The organism is Streptomyces sp. TLI_105 (genome assembly GCF_900105415.1).
Taxonomy (GTDB): Bacteria; Actinomycetota; Actinomycetes; order Streptomycetales; family Streptomycetaceae; genus Streptomyces.
Window position 1 is genome coordinate 3,085,974 of record NZ_FNSM01000001.1, and the last position, 21,161, is coordinate 3,107,134.

The following is a 21,161-nucleotide window of genomic DNA, read 5'->3' on the forward strand; positions in this document are numbered from 1 at the left end:
GCTCCGCCACCGCCACCGTGAAGGGCGTCAGAAGGGCCAGACCTCCTTCAGGGTGTCCTTCCAGTCGAGGTCGACCTCGTCCTTCCAGTTGTCCTTCGGGACACAGACGGACCCACCGATCCAGTGCTCCACCCACGAGCCGAGGTCCACGGTCCAGCAGTCGGGCTTGGGTTCCGGCTTGGGCTCGGGCTTCGGTTCGGGCTTGGGTTCCGGCTTCGGTTCGGGCTTGGGTTCCGGCTTCGGCTCGGGCTTGGGTTCCGGCTTGGGTTCCGGCTTGGGCTCGGGCTTCGGCTCGGGCTTGGGTTCCGGCTTGGGTTCCGGCTTGGGCTCGGGCTTCGGCTCGGGCTTGGGTTCCGGCTTGGGTTCCGGCTTGGGCTCGGGCTTCGGCTCGGGCTTCGGCTCCGGCTCCGGCTTCGGTTCCGGCTTGGGTTCTGGCTTCGGCTCGGGCTTGGGTTCCGGCTTCGGCTCAGGCTCGGGCTCGGGCTTGGGTTCCGGCTTCGGCTCGGGCTTGGGTTCCGGCTTCGGCTCAGGCTTCGGCTCGGGCTTCGGCTCCGGTTCGGGGATCGTCGGGTCCGTCGGGAGTTGCGGCTCCGTGCCGTACAGCATCTGGCGGAACACCAGCGACGACCGCGGGTTGTCGTCGCACTGCCAGACGCCGTGCGGGCAGTAGTCGGTGATCGTGTGGTACAGCGGCTTGTGCTGCCTCATCCATTCCAGCATGCGCCGCATGTATTCCGGGTTGTCGCCGTTCCGGAAGAGCCCCCATTCGGGATAGGAGATCCGCTTCCCGTGCTCGGCGGCGAAATCGACCTGCTTCTGGAGCCCGTACGGTTCGCTGACGTGCCGGTCGAAACTGCTTCCGGACGGCTGGTCGTACGAATCCATGCCGATGATGTCGACGACGTCGTCGCCCGGGTAGCACTCGGTCCACGGAATCGCGTCGAGGCCGCGGCTCGGATTGAAGTCGAAACGGAACTTCTGGCCCGGTACGGAACGCATCGCGGTGACGATCCGGTTCCAGTACTTCTTCCACGCCGTGGGATCGGGGGCGCACCGGTGGCTGTACGTGGTGCCGTTCATCTCCCAGCCGAGGACGACGACGGTGTCCCTGGCGCCCTGTTCGACGAGGCGTTCGGCGAGGGTCGCGAAGTGGTGGTCGTAGTACCCGGCGGCGCCGAGCTGGAGCTGGCGGCGGACCTGGCGGTCGGAGAGGCGGGCCTCATTGCGCTCCAGCATGGGCACGTTGAGGACGAACATGCGGTTGACGCGCTCGTTGCGCCAGTCGGCCCAGGCCTCCAGGAAGCCGGGGGTCCCCTCGATGTTCGACCAGAGGTCGCCCGGGAGGTAGGTGTGGCCGACGCGGAGCTCGTGGCCGCCGAGCCAGCGTTCGAGCTGCCTGATGCGGGTGACGCCGAGCCTGCCCGAGTCGAGGAAGGCGCCCATGGCGCCGGCGGCGATCGGTCCGGGGTCCGTCGTCACGGATTCGGTGGCGTGGGCGGGGGAGGAGAGCACGGCTGAGCCCGAAGCGAGGAGACCGGCGGTGAACACCCCCAACCACATTCTCGATCTTCTCCGGGATGCAGATGCCATGGCCACTCCTTCACGTCGTACGCCATTTGATGATCCGTCAATCCGATGTTCCGAAAGTATTCCTAATGGGCCGACCGTGAACTCGGCCTCCCATGATCAGTAGTCCATTAGAGGATTTCATCGCCCAGTTGGGGCACCGAGATGAAGGGCATGCCGTGCCGCGCCGTCAGCGTTTCGACACCAGCGTCCCCGCCGTCCTCGTACGGCTCGACCGGAACCCTTTCCATCACGGCACCCTCGGCGCCGCGCGGTCGCTGGGACGGGCGGGGATTCCGGTCCACGCCGTCGTCGAATCGAGCGCCAGTCCGGTCGCCCGCTCCCGCCATCTCCGCTCGGTCCGCGTACGCCCCGGGACCGACTCCGCCGCCGAGCTCGCCGAGCTCCTGACCCGCATCGCGGACGAGATCACCGACGACCCGTCACATCCCGTCCTCGCCGTGCCGCTGGACGACGTCAGCGCCCTCGCCCTGGCCGGCCGCCGCTCCGCACTCGCCCCGCGCCTCCTGCTGCCCGAGCAGACCGAGGAGCAGCTGCTGAAGGTCGCGGACAAGGCGGAACTCGCCGAGACCTGCGCGGGCCTGGGCCTGCCCCACCCCCGTACCGAGCTCCCCGACGACGCCGACGAGGCCGCCGCCATGGCGTGGTCGCTCGGCCTTCCGGTCGTCGCCAAGTGGAGCCGCCCGTGGCTGCTGCCGGCCGGCGGCGGGCTGCGGAGCACCTCGATCGTGCGCTCGCCGGCCGAGGTGCGGGAGCTGTACGCCCGCACGCCGGAGGCCGGCAGCCGGCTGCTGCTCCAGGAGCTGCTGCCGGCGGGCCGGGACCTCGACTGGTTCTTCCACGGGTACGTGGACTCCACGGGCCGCTGCGCGCCGGGGGCGACCGGGCGCAAGGAGCGCTCCTGGCCGGACGGGGCCGGGCTCACGGCCTCCGGCCGCTGGACGGTGAACCCGACCGTCGAGCGGACGGCCCGCGACCTCCTCGACGCGCTGGACTACCGGGGCGTGTGCGACCTGGACTTCCGGCTGAACAGGGCGACCGGCGCGTACCACCTGCTCGACTTCAACCCCCGGCCCGGCGCCCAGTTCCGGCTCTTCACCGACCCGGACGGCCTGGACGTGGTCCGGGCGCTGCACCTGGACCTCACCGGCCGCCCCGTGCCGCCGCTCTCCCCCGTGTACGGCCGCCGGTTCCTGGTCGAGAACTACGCGGCGCTCTCGCTGCTCGCCTCCCCGCGCCGCCGGTACGCCCCCGAGCCCGGCGCGGCCCGGGGCCGGACCGAGTGCGCCTGGTTCGCGGCCGACGATCCCGCGCCCGCGCTCGCGATGGGCCGCGCCTGGCTGGCGCACCTGCTGCGCAAGGCCCTCGTCGCGCTCCGCCGGGCGCTCGCGTCCCGCCGTACGCCCCCGGACGCCACCGCCGCGGCGCCGCCGGCCCGCACCTCCGTCGACCAGCTCACCCCACGATGAACGCGGAAGGCACGATGTCGAAGCCGATGTACGACCTGGTGGTGGTCGGGGCCGGACCCTACGGCCTGTCCGTGGCCGCCCACGCCGCCGTCCACGGACTGCGCCTGAGGACCTTCGGCCGCTCGATGGAGTCCTGGCACGCCATGCCCTCCGGGATGTTCCTGAAGTCGGAGCCCTGGGCCTCCCACCTCTCCGACCCGGAGGGGGTGTACGGCCTCGACGCCTACGCGGCGGCCAGGGGCGTGCGCGCCGAGCACGGCGTGCCCCTCCCGGTGGACTTCTTCGCCGCGTACGGCGACTGGTTCGCCCGGCAGGCCGTGCCCGTCCTCGACGAGCGGCTCATCGGCTCGGTCGCGCCCGCCGCCGGGGGCTTCGAGCTGCGCACCGAGGACGGCGAGTCGCTGCGCGCCCGGACGGTGGCGCTCGCCGTCGGAGTCCTGCCGTTCATCGAGCTCCCCGACCCCCTGCGGGGGCTGCCCCGGCGGTACGTCACCCACTCCAGCCACCACGGCGAGCTCGACGGCTTCGCCGGCCGGGACGTCACCGTCGTCGGGGCCGGCCAGGCGGCCCTGGAGACCGCCGCGCTCCTCACCGAGCGGGGCGCCGCCGCCGTACGGATCGTCGCGCGGGCCGGCCGGCTGAACTGGAACACCCTGCCGCCGGCCCTCGACCGCGGCCTGTGGCCCTCGCTGCGCTCCCCGCACACGGGACTCGGCTGCGGCTGGCGGAACAGGCTGTACGCGGACGCTCCCGGGATCTTCCGGCGGCTGCCGGCCGCCACCCGGCAGCGGATCTTCGACCAGGCGCTCGGCCCGGCGGGCGCCTGGTGGCTCCGCGAGCGGTTCGCGGCGGTCGGCGACGTCCGCCTCGGGCACCGGATCACCTCGGCGACGGCGACCGGGGACGAGCGGCTCCGGCTCGACGTGGCGGGCCCGGACGGGACGACCGCCCTGGAGACGGACCACGTGATCGCGGCCACCGGCTTCACCCCGAGCCTCGACCGGGCCGGGGTCCTCTCCCCCGCGCTGCGCGGGGCGCTGCGCAGGGTCGGTGCGGGCGGCGCCCCGGAGGTCGGCGGCCTCTTCGAGTCCTCCTGGCCGGGCCTCTTCCTCGCCGGTCTGCTCACGGCGCCTTCGTACGGTCCGTCGATGCGGTTCGTCCTGGGCGCCGAGTACACGGCGGGACGCCTGGTGAAGGGGGTCCGGCAGCGGCTGCGGGCGGGCGCCGGCGCCCCGGGCCGGCCGCGTACGGGCGGGAGGGCGCCGGTCCCGGCATGACGGAGGGCCGGCCCCGGGAGCGGACGCTCTCCGGAACCGGCCCTCCGTGCCTGCGGTGTGCCGGGGCTCAGACGTTGATGCAGGTGTTGCCGGCGGCCGGGTTCAGCGCGCCGATGACGTTCACGCTGTTGCCGCAGACGTTGATCGGGATGTGGATCGGGATCTGGACGACGTTCCCGGAGAGGACGCCCGGCGAACCGACGGCCAGACCCTCCGCCTCCGCGTCCGCGAAGGCGGGGGACGCCACACCCATGGCCATGATGATTCCGGCGACGACGGCTGCGGCCTTCTTACAGTTCATTTCGTCTGGATCCTTTCCTCGGCGGAATACATTTCCGCTGCACACGACACAACGAACATGCCGCACAAAGGAAACCGGAATAACGCCGACACCTTCTCTTTCACTCCATTGCCCGCACGGGACGGGGCCGGAGGGAACGCGTTCGTTCCCTCCGGCCCTGTCGTGCGCGAAACGGATCAGCCGTTGTAGGCGCCGTTCCCGGAGAGGACCGGGATGTCGTCGACGAGGTGCGACAGCGGCTCGTCGCCCTTGGCCTGGGTGGAGTTCTCCGCGCACTGCTGGTTCTGCGGGTTGGACAGGACGTTGATGTCCTGGACGGCGACCGGGACGAGGATACCGACGATCGAACCGGCGTTGGCCTTGGCCGGCAGACCGATGCAGAGCTTGTTCAGCGAGCCCTGGACGGCCTGGAGCTGCGGGCTCATGTTGCCGTGGGTCTCGGAGTTGCCGAACGACTCGTGCGCGCCGTTGCCGCTGAGCGAGGTCGTACCGCCGTCGTCGGCGATGGCGAGCGCCGGAGAGGCCGCCGCAGCGGAAGCGCCGACAACAGAGGCCGTCACAGCGGCGGCCGCCATAATCTTCTTGATCACGGTGATTCCGTTCCTGTTCCCACCAATCGACCTGATTGATGCGACGGGATCAACTGCGGTCGCGGGCTTTGGTTCCGGCGCTTCACTCGTTCGACTGCGTCCGCGTTTCGCGCTGTCGCGCGCGCTCCGCCAAGAGGGTGACACAGCGGAACCCCCACCTCCGAAGGCCTGTTGATCAGGTCGCTCCCTGCACGGAGCCGGTTCTAGAAGGGAACTCCCGTGATCAAGAAGGTTATGGCCACCGCGGCCGCAGCCGTCTCCATCGTCGGCGCCAGCGCCGCCGTGGCCACCCCCGCCCTCGCCACCGCCAACGACGGCGGCACCACGTCGCTGTCGGGCAACGGTGCGCACCAGGAGTTCGGCAACTCCAAGACCTACGGCAACATGAGCCCGCAGATGGCGCTCGTCCAGGGCTCCCTGAACAAGCCCTGCATCGGCCTGCCGGCCAAGGTCAACGCCGGTTCGATCATCGGCCTCATCCCGATCGCCGTCCAGGACATCAACGTCCTGTCGTCCCCGCAGAACCAGCAGTGCACCGAGAACTCCACCCAGGCCAAGGGTGACGAGGCTCTGTCGCACATCCTGGACGACATCCCGGTCCTCTCGGGCAACGGCGTCGGCAACAGCTGACGTACCGCCTGAGCGCGACGACGTTCACACGTCAGGGGCCGCCCTCCGGGGCGGCCCCTTTCGTCTACCGGGTCGGGTCTACCAGGTCGGCCAGACCGGCGTCGCCATCAGGCGCTCCCACTCCCGGTCGGGCATCCCCGGCACCGCCCGTCCCGCCTGCACCCACTGCGCGACCAGCTCGGAATAGACGGGGAACGGATCGCTGTCCGCCGGGGACGGGTCACTCACATATCGGCTCTTCGGAATGAAGGCCATCCGTTCCCATTTTCCGGGACCCGGCGCCATTTTCGCTCCTTCCGCTGCGATTCCCGCATCATTACACAGGCGCCGCAAGAGAGTGATTCGTCCTGTTCATGTCGCGTCGCGTACCTGTGTGCGAGCGGGTCGAAATACGGTGCGGACATGAAATTCCCGCGTCCACGGCTGTCCCGGCGTCCGTTGCTCGCCGCGGCGGCCCTCGCCACCCTCTCCGCCCTCGCTCCCGGCGCCCTCGCCCTCGCCCCCACCGGCCTCCCGGCCCCCGAGAAGGGGCTGAACCTGCTCGTCGTCGGCATCGACAGCCGCAAGGGCGTCACCCCGGAGGAGAAGGAGCGCTTCCACCTCGGCGGGAAGGAGTGCGACTGCACGGACGTGATGATGCTCGTGCACGTCTCGGCGGCGAACGACCGGGTCGAGGTCGTGAGCCTGCCGCGCGACTCCCTCGCCTCCTTCCCGGCGGGGCACCGCGACCGGCGCACCGGGAAGACGCACGCCGCCCACCAGGCGAAGATCAACAACGCCTGGGCGGAGGGCGGCTCCGCGTTCGCCGTGGAGACCGTCGAGTCGATGACCGGACTGCCCGTCCACCGCTACCTGGAGATCGACTTCCGGCGCTTCATGGACACCGTGGACCGCGTCGACGGCGGCGTCCCGGTCTGTACGGCGCAGCCGCTCAAGGACCCGTCCACCGGCATCGACCTCCAGCCCGGGACCAAATGGGTCGCAGGCGGCGAGGCACTCCAGTACGTACGGTCCCGGAAGGCCGACGGGCAGATGGACTTCGGCCGCATCCGGAAGCAGCAGCAGTTCGTCGTGAACACCCTGCACCGGCTCCACGACGGCATCCTCGACGACCCGGAGCGGCTGAAGGACTTCGCGGCGACCCTGCGCGGGACGGCGGCGGCCGAGCGGGGGATCTCCGGGGCGGAGCTGCTGACGCTCGCCGCGCACCTGCGGGACCTGCCCCCGGAGCGCATGGAGTTCGCGACCGTGCCCATCCGGGGCTTCAACCCGGACATCGAGGGCGTCGGCTCCACGCTCGCCTGGGACGAGGAGGGGGCGGCGGAGGTCTTCGGGCGGCTGGCCGAGGACCGGCCGCTGCCCGCCGCCGGGGCCGTCACGCCGAGCCAGATCCCGGCGGCCGTGTACCGGCCGGCCGAGGGATCCTCGCTCATCTGCCCGTAGTCCGTCCGGTGGACTTCCCGGAACCTCCGGACCGCTGACCAGTTGATCAGCACGGCTCGGCACTCAGCGGGCCCGTATCCGAAAGGCCTGAACAATGAAGAAGCTCTTGGCGACGGCTGCTGTGGCCGCGTCCGTCCTCGGCGCGACGGCGGCGGGCGCCGGGCAGGCGCTCGCGATCGCCGACGACGGCGGCACCACGTCGCTGTCGGGCAACGGTGCGCACCAGGAGTTCGGCAACTCCGAGACCTACGGCAACATGAGCCCGCAGATGGCGCTCGTCCAGGGCTCCCTGAACAAGCCCTGCATCGGCCTGCCGGCCAAGGTCAACGCCGGTTCGATCATCGGCGCCATCCCGATCTCGGTCCAGGACATCAACGTCCTGTCCTCCCCGCAGAACCAGCAGTGCACCGAGAACTCCACCCAGGCCAAGGGCGACGAGGCTCTGTCGCACATCCTCAGCGACATCCCGGTCCTGTCCGGCAACGGCGCCCGCAACAGCTGAGCCCCGACGCCAGGACACGGTGCGGCCCCGCCGCCCCTCCTCGGAGGGGTCGCGGGGCCGTCCCCGTTCCGGGCCGGGGTCGTGGGGGGCCGTCGGACTCGTCGGAGCCGTCGAGGCCGCCGGGTCGTCGGGGTCGTCGGGTTCAGAGCTTCCGGCGCAGCTCGGCCGGGTCGGTGACCGGGGCGTCGCAGGTGAAGTGACGGCAGACGTACGCGGCGGCCGCCCCGCCCACCAGCGGCCGGTCCGCCAGGAGCGGGAACTCCTCGCCGCCGGGGGCTCCGGTGGCGAGGACCGCGCCGGGCGTGGTGGCCAGGAGCGCGGTGCGCCGCAGCTCCCGGAAGGCCGGGTCGGAGGGCTCGCCGACGACGGCGATCTCGCGGGGCCCGTCGAGGAGGGCCTCGGCGACGGCCAGGCCCCAGCCGATGAACCGGGGCGCGCGCGGGCCGAGGGCCTTGACCACGCCGAGGGCGCCCACGGCGCCTGCGCGGTGGGCCTCGGAGCCGGTGTGCGCGGCGTACGAGAGGAGCGCTCCGGCGGCGGCGGTCCAGCCCGACGGGGCGGCGTTGTCGGTGGGGTCCTGGGGGCGCCGGATGAGGGCCTCGGCGTCGTGGGCCGTGTCGTACAGCGCGCCGCCCTCGGCGGTGAAGCGGTCGAGGACGATGTCCAGGAGGAAGCCGGCGAACTCCAGCCAGGTGCCCTCGCCGGTGACGGCGGCGAGGGCGAGGAACCCCTCGGCGACGTCGGCGTAGTCCTCCAGGACCCCCGCGTTCGTCCCGGCCCGGCCGTCCTTGGACGTCCGGGTGAGCCGGGCGGCCTCGTCCATGTGGACGCGGACGAGGAGGTCGGCGGCCTCGGTGGCGCGCTCGACCAGGTCGGAGCGGTCGAAGAGGGCGCCGGTCTCGGCCAGGGCGGCGATCGCGAGGCCGTTCCAGGCCGCGACGACCTTGTCGTCACGGCCGGGGCGCGCTCGCTCCTCGCGGGCGGCGAGGAGCCGGGCCGCGATCGAGGCGAGCCGGGCGGCGTCGGCCGGGCCCGCCTCCCGCGGAAGCTGGAGGACGGAGCTGCCGTGCTCGAAGGTGCCGTCCTCGGTGACGCCGTAGTGGGCGGCCGCGAGGGCGGCGTCCTCCGCGCCGAGGACCTCGGCCAGCTGCGCGGGGGTCCACACGTAGTAGGCGCCCTCGACGTGCTTGCCGCTGCCGTCGTCGGAGTCGGCGTCGAGCGCGGAGGCGAAGCCGCCCTCGGGGGTGCGGAGCTCACGGACCATGAAGTCGGCGGTCTCCAGGGCGACCCGGCGGGCCAGGTCGCTGCCCGTGGCCTTCCACAGGTGCGCGTACACCCGGCAGAGCAGGGCGTTGTCGTAGAGCATCTTCTCGAAGTGCGGGACCACCCAGGCGCGGTCCACGGCGTAGCGGGAGAAGCCGCCGCCGAGCTGGTCGTAGATGCCGCCGCGGGCCATCGCCTCGCAGGTGTCGGCGGCCATCTGGAGGGCGCCCTCGGAGCCCGTACGGGCGTGGTGGCGGAGCAGGAACTCCAGGACCATCGACGGCGGGAACTTGGGGGCGCCGCCGAAGCCGCCGCGGGTCGCGTCGTACTCGCGGGTGAGGGCGAGCAGGGCTCCCGCCAGCTCCTCCTCGCCGGGGACGCCGTCGCCGCCGTAGGCGAGGGAGCGGCCCGCGAGGTCCTTCACGATGCGGTCCGCGACCTCGTCGACCTCGCCGCGACGGTCGGCCCAGGCGGCCCGGACGCCTTCGAGGACCTCCGGGAAGGACGGCATGCCGTGGCGGGGCTCGGGCGGGAAGTACGTACCGAAGTAGAAGGGAGCGGCGTCCGGGGTGAGGAAGACGGTCATCGGCCAGCCGCCCTGGCCGGTCGCCGCCTGCACCGCCTCCATGTAGACGGCGTCGACGTCGGGGCGCTCCTCGCGGTCGACCTTCACGGCGACGAAGTTGTCGTTGACCAGGGCGGCGGTGGTGTCGTCCTCGAAGGATTCGTGCGCCATGACATGGCACCAGTGACAGCTGGAATACCCGACGCTGAGCAGCACGGGGACGTCGCGGCGCCGGGCCTCCTCGAAGGCCTCGGCCGACCACGGCCACCAGTCGACCGGGTTGTCGGCGTGCTGCAGGAGGTACGGGGAGGTCTCATGGGCCAGTCGGTTCGGCATGGGCCCATCCTGCCGCAGTGATCTCCTCCTTTCCCCGCTCCCTCGCGCCGACGCGCGCGACGCAGGACACTGGGCCGGATTCGTCGGGCACGCGCGGAGGGGGAACGCAGATGCGGGAGAGTCACCGGACCGAGGCCGAGCGGCTGTTGGAACGGGCCGTCGCGGAGGAGGTACGGACCTCCGGGGGCCGGGCCGACACGGAGGCGCTCCTCGCGCGGGGCCGGGCGGAGTTGGACGCGGTGGTGGGAGCCGTGGAGGGCGCCGGCGGCGCCTACGCGGTCTATCTGCGGGCGGTGGAGGAGGCGGAGGCGGCCGGGCGGACGACGCGGCCGGCGGATCGTTTCGCCGGTCCGGTGATCGGGGGCTCCGCCCTGGTCACGGGCATCGCCGCGGCCGCCGCCTTCGGCGCGGACCTGGCGCTCGGCACGACGGCGGGGACGGCACTCGGCGCGGGCGCGGCGGTCGCCGTGGCCGGTGCGGCGGCGACCGTCCTCCGCGCGACGACGGGACCCGGCAGGGCGGCGGGGCGCCGCGGCGGGGACGGTGAGGCGGGGCGGCCCGACGTGGTCGAGCAGTCACGGCTCGCCTGGCTGACGGCCCTTGAGACACAGGGGATACGGCCGTTCCTGGAGCGGGAACGGGAGGCGCCCGCGGCCGAGCGGTCGGGGGCGGGGGCGTCGGAGGCGGGGGCGAGTGGACCGGGGGCTTCGGAGGCAGGGGGCGGGCGGTTCGAGGCCGGTACGGGTGGGGCGGGGGCTTCGGGGGCCGGGGGCGGGCTGGGGAAGGCCGAAGGTTCGGGGGCCGGGGGCTCGACGGGCGGGGCCGGGGCGGGCGCGGTGGGCGGGGCTGGGGCTTTCGAGGCGGGCGCAGGTCGGGGCGCCACCGGAGGCGGGGCTTTCGAGGCGGGCGCGGGCGGGGCGTACGAGGTGGACACGGGCCGGGGCACGGCCGGAGGCGGGGCGTTCGGGGCGGGCACGGGCCGGGACGTAGTCGGGGCCGGGGCGTTCGAGGTGGGCGCGGCCGGAGGTGGGCCGTTCACTGCGGGGTCCGGCGTGGGCGGAGGGCGGCGGGTCGATCGGAGTGCGGCGGCTCGGGCTCGGGTCGTGCTGGAGCGGTCCTTCGGGCATCTGCCCGACCCCGGCGGGGCGTTCGCCGGCCGGCGCGAGGAGCTGGCCCGCATCACCCGGTGGGTGCAGGCAGGGCGGGCCGCGCCGCTCACCCGGCCGACCGTCGTGCTGCTGCACGGCGAGCCCGGTTCCGGTCGCACCACGCTCGCCGTGCGGGCCGCGCACGCGCTGCGCGACCAGTTCCGCGGGGCCTGCGTGGTGGACCTGCGGGGCGGCGCGACCGGCGAGCGGCCCGTGACCACCCGGGAGGCCCTGCTGCACCTGCTGAACCGGCTCGGCGCCCCGCGCGACCGGCTGCTCTTCCGCGAGGGCGCCTCGGCGGAGCAACAGGTGCGGCAGCTCTCCGAGTTGTACCGGCGGCAGTTGAGCGGGGTGCCGGTCGTACTGATCCTCGACGACGTCGCCGACGCCTCCCAGGTGCGGGCCCTGCTGCCGGAGCGGTCCGACAGCCTGGTCCTGGTGACCTGCCGGGAGCCGCTGGACCTCGGCGCGGACGTACCGGCCGAGGTACACGCCCTGCCGGTGGCCGCGCTCGACGCGGCGGGCGCCGAGGAGCTGCTGCGCGCGACGGCCGCCGCGCCCGACCCCGGCCCGTACGACGCCGAGGCCTTCGAGCGGATACGGGAGCTGTGCGGCGGGCTGCCGCTGGCCCTGCGGGTCGCGGGCTCCCTGCTCGGGGGCCGCTCCATGGACGACCTGGCGCATGTCCTCGCCCGCCCCGGCTGGGGCGCCGACCCGGTCGAACGCGCCCTGTCCGTAAGGTACTTCCTCGACTTCGACGAGGACGCCCGGCAGCTGCTCCGGCGGCTCGCGCTGGCCGGGCGGGCGTCCCTCGGCGCGGCGGCGGCCGCCGCGCTGCTCGGCGGGAGCGGGCCGGAGGCGGCCCGGCGGCTGCGGGAGCTCTCCGCGGCCGGGCTGCTCGACCACGTGCGCGGGGAGCGCTACCGGCTGCACGACGTGGTGCGCGCCTTCGCGGCCGGCCGGCTCCTCGACGAGGAGGACGCGGCCGAGATCGCGGCGGCGCAGGAGCGGCTCGTCCGCAACCACGCGGAGCTCGCCGACGCGGTGATCCGGATGGTCGACGGCAAGATGTCGACCCGGGCCGACCGCTTCGACGGGCACGGCTTCGGCTCCCTGGAGGCGGCGCTCGGCTGGCTCGACGAGGAGTCCAGCTTCCTCACGGCGGCCCTGCGGCACGCGGAGGGCGTCGACCAGCAGACCGTCCTCGATCTGCTCAGCGCGCTCTGCGACTACTGCCTGCTGCGCGGCGACCTGTACCGGCTGGGCGAGATCAACGAGCTGGCCGAGTCCGTCGGGCAGGGGCTGCTCACGCGCTCGGTGCGGTGGCGGACCGGCATCGCGGCCCGGCAGCTCGGCGAGCTCGACAAGGCCCACCAGACGCTGACCTCGGTCGTCTCCCTCTACCAGGAGGCCCACCAGGACGCCGGGGCCGCGCTCGCGCTCTGCTCGCTCGGGATCACCCTGCACCACCAGGGGCGGCTCACGGAGGCCGCGGCGCGCCTGCGGGAGGCGCTCGCGCTCCAGGAGCCGGAGTCGCTGGCCGCCGACCGGGGCTGGACGCTGCACGCGCTGGCGGCCGTGGAGCGCGATCGGGGCGACCTGGCCGAGGCGACGGCGCTGCTCGAACGGTCGCTCGCCCTGCACCGGGAGCACGAGTCGCTGCACGGCGAGGCGTGGGCGCACTTCCAGTACGGGCAGGTGCTGCTGGTCCGGGGCGACACGGCGGGCGCGGAGGGCGAGCTGCGGCGCGCCCTGGAGACGTACGGGCGCGTCCGCGACGGGCGCGGGGAGGCCTGGGCGCTGACCCAGCTGGCCCGGGCGCGGCTCGCCGCCGGGGAGGCGGAGCCAGCGGTGGAGGAGCTGCGCGGGGCGCTCGCCCGGCACCGGGAGCAGGAGGACGCGCGCGGCGAGGCGTGGACGCTGTACCACCTGGGGCAGGCCCTGGAGGAGCGGGGCGACCGGGACGAGGCGGTGCGGGAGCTGGGGCGGGCGCGGTCGATGTTCTCGCGGATGCGGGATCTGTACGGCCTCGCGTGCGCCCGGCACCACCTGGGCCGGGTCACCCGGGACCAGCAGGCGGCGCGGGCGGGCAACCTGCGCAATTCGGGGTTCGCCCGGCAGCTGCTCGTGGACGCGCGGGCGGACTTCCGCCGGATCGGGGTCGCCCACGGCGAGGCGTGGGCCTGTCTGGAGCTCGCGATCGTCGACGCGGGCAACGGGCGGGTCCCGCAGGCGCTCGCGCTGTGCGAGGAGGCGCGGTCGCTCTTCGAGGGGTACGGCGACCGGCGGGGCGCGGACTGGGCCCGTCTGCTGCGCTGCGGGCTGCTGCCGCACGCGGTCCCGGGGAGTCCGGAGCCGGGGGTGGCGTCGGCGCGCGAGGAGCTCGCGGCGCTGGCCGCGGACCGTCATCCGGCGCGCGACCCGAGGCTCGACGACTGCGCCGAGGCCCACGGCCTGCTCCTGGACCGGGGCATCGCCCCGTCGACCCCCTGGCAGGCCTGGGACCTGGGCCTGGTCCCGACCCGCCACGCCCGCGAGATCCTGGGCGTACGGGGAGGGCCCGGGGAGGCGGGGGCCCGGAAGGACCCTGCCGCGCCGTAGCCCGGGGCGTCGGCGCGGTGTGCCCCCTCGGGGCAGGGCCGCCCCCTGGGCCGTACCTCCGTGGTACGGCCCAGGGGGCGGGTGGTCACTTGCCCTGGGTGGCGGCCGGCTTCTTCGGGGTGTTCCCGGCCGTCGCCGGGTCCGGGGTCTCCTCGAAGGAGATCTTGCCCATGTGGCGGTTCATCGACTTCATCAGCAGCCAGACCGCGAGGGCCAGGACCGCGAAGACGACGAAGCCGAGGACGCCGGGGGTCACCTTGTTCTTGTCCAGCTCTTGGGCGGCGAAGGGGACAAGCTGGGTCAGTGCCAGGTGTGCGCTCATGTCAGGCATTGTCGCGGATGCCCGCGAAGAGATCTTCCTCGGGGAGGGAGGTCGGGACCAGCGCCTTGCTGAGCTCGTACTCCTCCGTCGGCCAGACCTCCTTCTGGATCTCCATCGGGACCCGGAACCAGCCGCCGTCGGGGTCGATCTGGGTGCGGTGGGCGATCAGCGCCTTGTCGCGGGTCTCGAAGAAGTCCGCGCAGGGGACGTGCGTGGTGAGGTTGCGCGCCTTGCCGCCGAACTCGTCCCAGCGCTTCAGCCAGTCCCCGTACGGCGACTCCAGGCCGCGCTCCAGGAGGGCCTTGTGCAGGGCCTCGGTGCGGGGGCGGTTGAAGCCCTGGTTGTAGTAGAGCTTCAGGGGCTGCCAGACCGGGCCGAACTCGGCCTCCGGGTACTTCTCGGCGTCGGCCGCGCCGTCGAAGGCCACCATCGTGATCTTGTGGGTCATGATGTGGTCGGGGTGCGGGTATCCGCCGTTCTCGTCGTAGGTCGTGACGACCTGGGGACGGAAGGAGCGGATCTTGCGGACCAGCGCCCCGGCCGCCGTGTCGACGTCCTCCAGGGCGAAGCAGCCCTCGGGAAGCGGGGGCAGCGGGTCGCCCTCGGGGAGCCCCGAGTCGACGAATCCCAGCCATTCCTGGGAGACGCCGAGGATCTCGCGGGCCTCGTCCATCTCCTTGCGGCGCACCTCGTGGATGTTCGCCTCGATGTAGGGGTCGCCCTGAAGCTTGGGGTTCAGGACCGAGCCGCGCTCGCCGCCCGTGCACGTCACCACCAGGACGTCCACCCCCTCGGACACGTACTTGGCCATCGTGGCCGCACCCTTGCTCGACTCGTCGTCGGGGTGGGCGTGAACGGCCATCAGTCGCAGCTGCTCAGTCAAGACTCGATCCTCAGTGATTCGACGCGGAGGGTGGTCTCTATAGTGACGGAATCGGGGGAGTGAAAATTCCGCCACCCCCGGCTTCGAGAGGATCACCCATGAGCGCGGTGCGAGAGCAGCTGCCCGAGGGGCGCTACGGGCGCTCCGCGGACGAGCGGGCCGACCGCAAGCTCAAGATCGCCGGCGCGGTGCTCGGGGTCCTCTTCCTCGGCATGATGGGCTGGTTCGGCTGGCACTACGTCGTCGACAACAAGATCAGCGCCGAGATGATCAAGTTCGACGTGGTGAGCGCCGACGAGGTCCAGGTGCACCTGGAGATCCGCAAGGACGAGGGCGTCAAGGGCGTCTGCACGCTGCGCTCGCGTTCCGAGGACGGGGCCGAGGTGGCCCGCAAGGACGTCCGGATCGACGACGCCGCGAGCCGGGTCGACCGCGTCTTCTCGCTCCGCACGACCGCCCGCGCGACGAGCGCCGAACTCATCGGGTGTACGGCGCGGTAGCGGTGGGTAGGGACGGGGTGTCGAGTCCCGGCGAGTCACTGCGGTGACCTGGGGAGACGCCATCTTTATGGTTTATGTCCTCCCGCTTTTCGCCACTCATTGTTAGGCTCGTGGTTTCGCCCACCCGGGACAGCACCGCTTTTCCGTGTAGGGCGATGCTTTGTATTCCCAGTACCTACGAGGAGCACCCGTGACCCAGACCAGCGACAACGTCACCTGGCTCACCCAGGAGGCGTACACCAAGCTCAAGGACGAGCTTGAGTACCTGACTGGTCCCGCGCGTACCGAGATCGCCGCCAAGATCGCAGCGGCGCGCGAAGAGGGCGACCTGCGCGAGAACGGCGGGTACCACGCGGCCAAGGAGGAGCAGGGCAAGCAGGAGCTCCGGGTCCGCCAGCTCACCCAGCTCCTGGAGCACGCCAAGGTCGGCGAGGCTCCGGCCGAAGAGGGCGTCGTCGCGCCCGGCATGGTCGTCACGATCGCCTTCGACGGCGACGAGAACGACACGCTGGACTTCCTGCTCGCCTCCCGCGAGTACGCGAGCGACGACATCGAGACGTACTCGCCGCAGTCGCCGCTCGGCGTCGGCGTCAACGGCAAGAAGGTCGGCGAGGACGCGGAGTACGAGCTGCCGAACGGCAAGAAGGCCACGGTGAGGATCCTCAGCGCGAAGCCGTACACCGGCTGATCCGCACTCCTTGAGCGAAGGGCCGGCCCCCGTGGGGGGCCGGCCCTTCGTCCTGCATGCACATGCAATGATGCGGAGCTGACGTCGCGTCACCAGGGGGAGGACGAGGTGCTGGGACCGCTGCGCGAGGGCGCACCGCGCCGGATCGGACCGTACGAGGTGCTCGCCCGGCTCGGCGCCGGCGGGATGGGCGAGGTGTTCCTCGCCCGGGATGCCGGGGAGGACCCGGGGGGCGGGCTCGGGGACGGGCCCGCGGGTGCCGGGGACGGGCCCGGGGCCGGGGACGGGTCCGGGGACGGGTCCGGGGACAGGTCGGGGAACGGGCCCGGGGGCGGGTCCGCCGACATCGGGGACGGGTCCGGGAACGGGGCCGGGTCCGGGATCGGGGTCGGGATCGGGGCCGGGGTCGGGGTCGGGATCGGCGCCTTCGTCGCCGTGAAGACCGTGCGGCGGGACGTCGTCGGGGACCCGGCCTTCCGGGACCGGTTCCGGCGCGAGATCAGGATCGCCGCGCTCGTCGACAGCGCCTATGCCGCCGCGCCCGTCGGCGGCGACGCCGACGCCGAGGTGCCCTGGCTGGCCACCGCGTACGTCCCCGGCCCCAGCCTTGCGCAGGCCGTGCGGCGCGGCGGCCCGCTGCCCGTCGCCACCGTGCGGGCGCTCGGCGCGGACGTCGCCCGGGCCCTCGCCGACCTGCACCGGGCCGGGGTCCTGCACCGGGACCTCAAGCCCGGGAACGTCATGCTCTCCGTGGCGGGCCCCCGCCTCATCGACTTCGGCATCGCCCGCAGCAGCACCGCGACCACCATGACCGCGACCGGTCTGATGGTCGGCACGCCCTCCTTCATGTCCCCCGAGCACGTGGCCGGCGCCCGCCGCGTCACGGCCGCCTCCGACGTCTTCTGCCTCGGCTCGCTGCTCTGCTACGCGGCGACCGGCGAGGACCCCTTCGGCGACGGGCCCCTCGCGGCCGTCCTCTACCGCGTCTCCCAGGCCGAGGCCGACCTGACCCGCGTCCCGGAGGAGCTGCGCGGGACGATCGCCGCCTGCCTGGCCGTGGACCCGGCGGACCGGCCGACGCCGGAGGCGCTCGTCGGGCTGCTCGGCGCCGGGGCCGCGAAGGTCTTCCCGTGGCCGGAGGGCGTACGGGAGCACATCGGCGAGTACGGCAGGGAGCTCGCCCAGCTCGTCGCCTCCGGCGGGCCGCTCCTGGAGGCGGCGCCGGCCGGGCCCGTCGTCACCCCGGCCGTCCCGGGCCTGCATTCCGTGCCGACGCTCGCGCCCGTGTCCGCGCCCACCGTGCCCGCCTCCGAGACGCCCCGGAAGCGGCGGAGGCGCGCGGTCGCCGCCGTCCTCGCGCTCGCCGTCGTCGCCGGTGGGCTCGGTGCGTACGCCCTGTGGCCCGATCCGGCGCCGCCGCAGGCTCCTGCGAAGGCCGCCCCGCCAGCCGGGCCCCGGATCGCGGGCGTCGACGACCGCGGCACCGCCGACGCCTCGGGCGTCGTCCCGCAGAACGCGGCCCAGCGCCCGGCCGCCTGGAAGCCCTGGCACACGAAGCTGAGCGCGCCGGCCTTCGGCTGCTCGGCCGGCGAGAAGGCGCTCGTGTGCCGGACGACGGACGGGCGGTACGAGGCGCTGGACCCGGCGAGCGGGAAGCCGCTGTGGACCGCGGACCTGGTGCCGGACCCCCGCGACTCCATGAGCTTCATCGGGCCCACCGGCGGGATCTTCATCGCGGGCACCACGGACGTCCCCGCCGTCCACGGCGACGCCGTCGTGCTGCTCTCCGGTGGCCGACTCCAGGTCCGGGACGCCCGCAGCGGCGCGGTCCGCTGGGAGAAGCGGAACACCGCCGAGGCAGGGATGCGCACCCGGCCCGTCGTGGGCGACGGCACGGTCTTCGTCCCGACCGGCGGCGAGGACAAGGACCGGATGACGGCCTTCGCCCTGGCCGACGGCCGGCAGCTGTGGTCCACATCGCTGACCAACGCCGACCTCGCGCGCAACTCCTTCCGCGACTTCGAACCCGTCGCCTACGCGAACGGGCTCGTGTACGCGATGAGCGACGGCGGTTTCGTGTCGTTCGACGCGAAGACCGGACAGCAGCGCGGCCAGGTGCCGGCGGAGGCCAAGGGGTGCGACGGCCTCGGTGTCCAGGGCCGGTACGCCTACTGCGCGCCGCTCGACGCGACGGCCGCGGCCCCGCTCGCGCTGTACCGCCTGGACGCCACGACGCTCGCCCCGGTGGGCGCCGGCAAGCTTCCGCTGCCCGCCGACGTCGCGAAGTCGGGCGCCCGGCCGACCGCCGTGTCCGCCCGGACGGCCGTCGTCGTCGACCAGGGCCCGCTGCCCTGGGCCGACTGGGGCAACACCGGAAAGCCCGACGGCGTGTTCGTCCTCGACCCGGCCACCGGCAGGACCCTCGGCCACCACCCGATCCCCCCGCTCACCGGCGCCGACGGCAGGAAGCAGTACGTCTCCAGCCCGCTGATCGCCGGGGACACCCTGGTCTACGCCGACTTCTCGGCCCTGCACCTGGTGCCGCTCGGCCCGAACGGCGCCCCCGGCAAGGAGCGCGTCGTGCCCGTGCCCGGCGCTCCCGGGCCGCGCGCCAAGGAGCCGTACGAGCGGGTGAACGGCACCGACATCGGCCGGGAGATCCGCCCGCCGGAGGTGCTGCCGCTCGGCGGTGTCGCCCACGTCGTGTACGACACCGGGGTCGTCGCCTCCGTCACACTGCCCGAGGAGTAGTCCCTTGCTGGAAGCCCTGCCGCCGGGACAGCCCCCACGGCTCCTCGGCCCCTACCGGCTGCTCGCCCGCCTCGGCGCCGGCGGCATGGGCGAGGTGCACCTCGCCTGCCGGGCGGACGCGCCGACGGCCGATCCGTACCGGATGGTCGCGGTGAAGACCGTACGGGACGACCTGGAGGTCGACGGGGACTTCAGGACCCGGTTCCGGCGGGAGATCGCGGCGGCGCGGACCGTGGACGGGCCGGGCGTCGCGCGGCTCGTGGACGCGGACGCCGACGCGCCGTCGCCGTGGCTGGCGACCGAGTACGTGCCGGGACCCTCGCTCGCGGAGGCGGTCGTACGGTCCGGGGCGCTGCCCGTCGGGACCGTCCGGGCCCTCGGGGTCGCCCTCGCGCGGGCCCTCGCGGGCGTCCACGAGGTGAAGGTGCTGCACCGGGACCTCAAGCCGGCGAACGTGCTGCTCGCCGCGGCCGGGCCGAAGCTGATCGACTTCGGCATCGCGCAGGCCTTCGAGGCGACGGCGCTGACCTCGACCGGCCTGGTGGTGGGCTCCCCCGGGTTCATGTCGCCGGAGCACCTGGTGGGGAGCCGGGCGGTGGTGCCCGCGTCGGACGTGTTCTGCCTGGGCGCGGTGCTCGCGTTCGCGGCGAGCGGCCGGGGGCCGTTCCACGACGACGAGATGGCGGCCGTGATCTACCGGATCAGCCGGGCGGAGGCCGAGCTCGACGGCGTTCCGAAGGAGCTGCGGCCGGTCGTGGAGCGGTGTCTGCGGCTCGACCCGGACGAGCGGCCGTCGGCGGCGGAGGTCGCGGAGCTCCTCGGCGGCGGTTTCGCGTCCGAGGTGTTCCCGTGGCCCGGCGCGGTGCTCTCGCTGCTCGCCGAGTACGGGGAGGCCGCCAGGAGCGCCGGGGAGGCGGCGGCCTCCGGCGCGGGCGTGGCCGATCTGCCGACGCTCGGGCCGGTCGTGCCGTACTCCCCCACGGCGCTGACGGACCGGCCGGTGCTCCCCTCGGCGGCCGTGGAGCGGCGCCGCCCGTGGGGCGCGGTGGTCGCGGGCGCGATGGCGGTGGCCCTGGTGGCGACGGTCGGCGTGGTCCTCCTCAACCGGGGCGGCGGGCAGGGCGGTGCGGTTACGGGCGGGGCCGCGGGGCCGACGAGCGGCGGCCCCGCGACCGGCACCACCGCGCCGGTCGCCGCGCTGAGCCAGGTCGTCCTGCCGTACGGCGGCAAGGGCCACGGCAACGACTTCGGCGCGGCCCCCGCGGACCCCGCCCACCGTCCGGCGGGCTGGTCGCCCTGGACCGCCGAGGTCGAGCAGGGCGTCGGCAGCTGCGCGCTCTCCCCGAAGGTCCTGGTCTGCCCGGGGTCCGGCGGCGCGGTCACCGGGCTGAGCGCGGCGGACGGCAAGCAGGTGTGGAAGGTGCCGGGTCGGGGCGAGGGGCTGCGCAGCGGGCCCCAGTACCCGGCGGTCGTCGGCGACACGGCGTACGTGACGGGGCCGGACGGGGTCGTCGCGTACGGGGTCGAGGACGGCAAGGAGCGCGGGCGGATCCCGGGGCCCGGGACCGACTGGGCCGTGAAGGGCACCGACCTGCGGGACGGCGTCCTCTACTCGACGTACGTGAACATGCGCGACGAGCAGACGGGCCTGGCGACTGCCGTGCGCCTCGCCGACGGCAAGCAGCTGTGGCGGACGCCGCTCGACGCCCTGCCGGAGGAACCGGTCGCGGCGGCGGGCCGGGTCCTGGTGCCGCTGGGGGTCGTGCCGGTGGCGCTCGACGCCCGTACCGGCAAGGAAGTGGCGCGCGGGGCGACGGGCTGCCAGCGGTTCGTGGTGCACGAGAAGAGCGGCAGCGTGCTGTGCACGGGCTCCTCGGACGGGTCCGTGACGGTGCTCGACGGGGAGTCGCTGAAGCGGCAGCGGTCCTTCGGGGTGGCCGTGACCGCGGGGCCCGCGGTGAACGCGGACGGTCTGGTGGCGGTGGCGAGCGGCCAGACCGTGAGCGTCTACGACCTTCGGAGCGGCGAGCGGCGCTGGTCCCTGCTGCCCATCGTGACCGAGGGCGTCCTGGGGGAGGTGTACTTCGCGGGGAACCGGGTGCTGGCCGTCGCCAAGAACGAGGCCCTCTCCATCCCGGTGGCGGGTCCCGCCCCCGGCCACGAACCCGACCGGTTCGAGGTGAAACTCCCCGACGGCTTCACGGTGCAGGCCGCCGGAGAGACGCTGGCCGTTGGAGGGGCGGCTTTCGTCTCCTTCCCCGACGGCCTCGTCTTCTCCGGCTACCTGCCCTGAGGCTCCCCGGTT

17 protein-coding genes are annotated in these 21,161 nt (G+C 73.7%); 10 read left to right on the plus strand and 7 right to left on the minus strand.

Annotation, left to right across the window (positions count from 1 at the left end):
• Positions 1-27: 27 nt before the first annotated feature.
• A complete protein-coding gene (locus BLW86_RS13920) occupies positions 28-1,590 on the minus strand; it encodes a glycoside hydrolase family 26 protein (RefSeq protein WP_093874343.1) in 1,563 nt (520 codons plus the stop codon).
• Between the two features lie 155 nt (positions 1,591-1,745).
• Here BLW86_RS13920 and BLW86_RS13925 point away from each other — a divergent pair, with 155 nt between their 5' ends.
• Positions 1,746-3,056 carry a carboxylate--amine ligase gene (locus tag BLW86_RS13925; protein ID WP_093874344.1) on the plus strand — a complete coding sequence of 437 codons (1,311 nt, stop codon included), beginning with the start codon at positions 1,746-1,748 and terminating at the stop codon, positions 3,054-3,056.
• 26 nt (positions 3,057-3,082) lie between these two features.
• A complete protein-coding gene (locus tag BLW86_RS13930; protein WP_093878660.1) occupies positions 3,083-4,333 on the plus strand; it encodes an FAD-dependent oxidoreductase in 1,251 nt (416 codons plus the stop codon).
• Positions 4,334-4,400: 67 nt separating this feature from the next.
• On the opposite strand, the gene BLW86_RS13935 is transcribed toward BLW86_RS13930, so the two are convergent.
• Together BLW86_RS13935 and BLW86_RS13940 are read right to left on the minus strand one after the other, a co-directional pair.
• Complete coding sequence (locus BLW86_RS13935) at positions 4,401-4,634, minus strand: chaplin (protein ID WP_093874345.1); 234 nt, start codon at positions 4,632-4,634, stop codon at positions 4,401-4,403.
• Positions 4,635-4,810: 176 nt separating this feature from the next.
• A complete protein-coding gene (locus tag BLW86_RS13940) occupies positions 4,811-5,224 on the minus strand; it encodes a rodlin (RefSeq protein ID WP_093874346.1) in 414 nt (137 codons plus the stop codon).
• 219 nt (positions 5,225-5,443) lie between these two features.
• On the opposite strand from BLW86_RS13940, the gene BLW86_RS13945 reads away from it, so the two are divergent.
• The gene (locus BLW86_RS13945) at positions 5,444-5,854 is read left to right on the plus strand and encodes a rodlin (RefSeq protein ID WP_093874347.1); all 411 of its coding nucleotides are present in this window, start codon (positions 5,444-5,446) and stop codon (positions 5,852-5,854) included.
• 78 nt (positions 5,855-5,932) lie between these two features.
• Here the strand turns inward: BLW86_RS13945 and BLW86_RS41505 are convergent, their stop codons facing one another.
• Positions 5,933-6,082: a hypothetical protein gene (locus BLW86_RS41505; protein ID WP_177181481.1), complete on the minus strand. Its 150-nt coding sequence runs from the start codon at positions 6,080-6,082 to the stop codon at positions 5,933-5,935.
• Between the two features lie 174 nt (positions 6,083-6,256).
• Here BLW86_RS41505 and BLW86_RS13950 point away from each other — a divergent pair, with 174 nt between their 5' ends.
• Both BLW86_RS13950 and BLW86_RS13955 read left to right on the plus strand, forming a co-directional pair.
• Positions 6,257-7,297 (plus strand): LCP family protein, encoded by a 1,041-nt coding sequence (locus BLW86_RS13950; protein WP_093874348.1) that lies wholly within the window; start codon positions 6,257-6,259, stop codon positions 7,295-7,297.
• A gap of 94 nt (positions 7,298-7,391) precedes the next feature.
• Positions 7,392-7,799 (plus strand): rodlin, encoded by a 408-nt coding sequence (locus tag BLW86_RS13955; RefSeq protein ID WP_093874349.1) that lies wholly within the window; start codon positions 7,392-7,394, stop codon positions 7,797-7,799.
• 142 nt (positions 7,800-7,941) lie between these two features.
• Here BLW86_RS13955 and BLW86_RS13960 read toward each other — a convergent pair whose 3' ends face one another.
• On the minus strand, positions 7,942-9,963 hold the full coding sequence (locus BLW86_RS13960) for a thioredoxin domain-containing protein (RefSeq protein ID WP_177181649.1): 2,022 nt from the start codon (positions 9,961-9,963) through the stop codon (positions 7,942-7,944).
• Between the two features lie 110 nt (positions 9,964-10,073).
• Between BLW86_RS13960 and BLW86_RS13965 the strand changes: the two genes are divergently transcribed.
• Positions 10,074-13,712 (plus strand): tetratricopeptide repeat protein, encoded by a 3,639-nt coding sequence (locus BLW86_RS13965; protein WP_093874351.1) that lies wholly within the window; start codon positions 10,074-10,076, stop codon positions 13,710-13,712.
• An 85-nt stretch (positions 13,713-13,797) separates the two neighbouring features.
• Here BLW86_RS13965 and BLW86_RS13970 read toward each other — a convergent pair whose 3' ends face one another.
• Both BLW86_RS13970 and mca read right to left on the minus strand, forming a co-directional pair.
• Positions 13,798-14,043: a hypothetical protein gene (locus tag BLW86_RS13970; protein ID WP_177181650.1), complete on the minus strand. Its 246-nt coding sequence runs from the start codon at positions 14,041-14,043 to the stop codon at positions 13,798-13,800.
• Positions 14,036-14,917, minus strand: a complete 882-nt coding sequence (gene mca, locus BLW86_RS13975) for a mycothiol conjugate amidase Mca (protein ID WP_093874353.1) — start codon at positions 14,915-14,917, stop codon at positions 14,036-14,038. The genes BLW86_RS13970 and mca overlap by 8 nt, the downstream gene beginning before the upstream one ends.
• A 98-nt stretch (positions 14,918-15,015) precedes the next feature.
• Here mca and BLW86_RS13980 point away from each other — a divergent pair, with 98 nt between their 5' ends.
• The 4 genes from BLW86_RS13980 (at position 15,016) to BLW86_RS13995 (ending at position 21,149) form a co-directional block, all read left to right on the plus strand.
• Positions 15,016-15,417, plus strand: a complete 402-nt coding sequence (locus tag BLW86_RS13980; protein ID WP_093874354.1) for a DUF4307 domain-containing protein — start codon at positions 15,016-15,018, stop codon at positions 15,415-15,417.
• Positions 15,418-15,607: 190 nt separating this feature from the next.
• Complete coding sequence (gene greA, locus BLW86_RS13985) at positions 15,608-16,105, plus strand: transcription elongation factor GreA (protein WP_093874355.1); 498 nt, start codon at positions 15,608-15,610, stop codon at positions 16,103-16,105.
• 108 nt (positions 16,106-16,213) lie between these two features.
• Entirely contained in the window at positions 16,214-18,856 is a 2,643-nt protein-coding gene (locus BLW86_RS13990) for a protein kinase domain-containing protein (RefSeq protein ID WP_305631941.1), read from the plus strand.
• Positions 18,857-18,860: 4 nt separating this feature from the next.
• Positions 18,861-21,149, plus strand: coding sequence for a protein kinase domain-containing protein (locus BLW86_RS13995; protein ID WP_093874356.1), 2,289 nt, complete (start codon positions 18,861-18,863; stop codon positions 21,147-21,149).
• Positions 21,150-21,161: the final 12 nt, after the last annotated feature.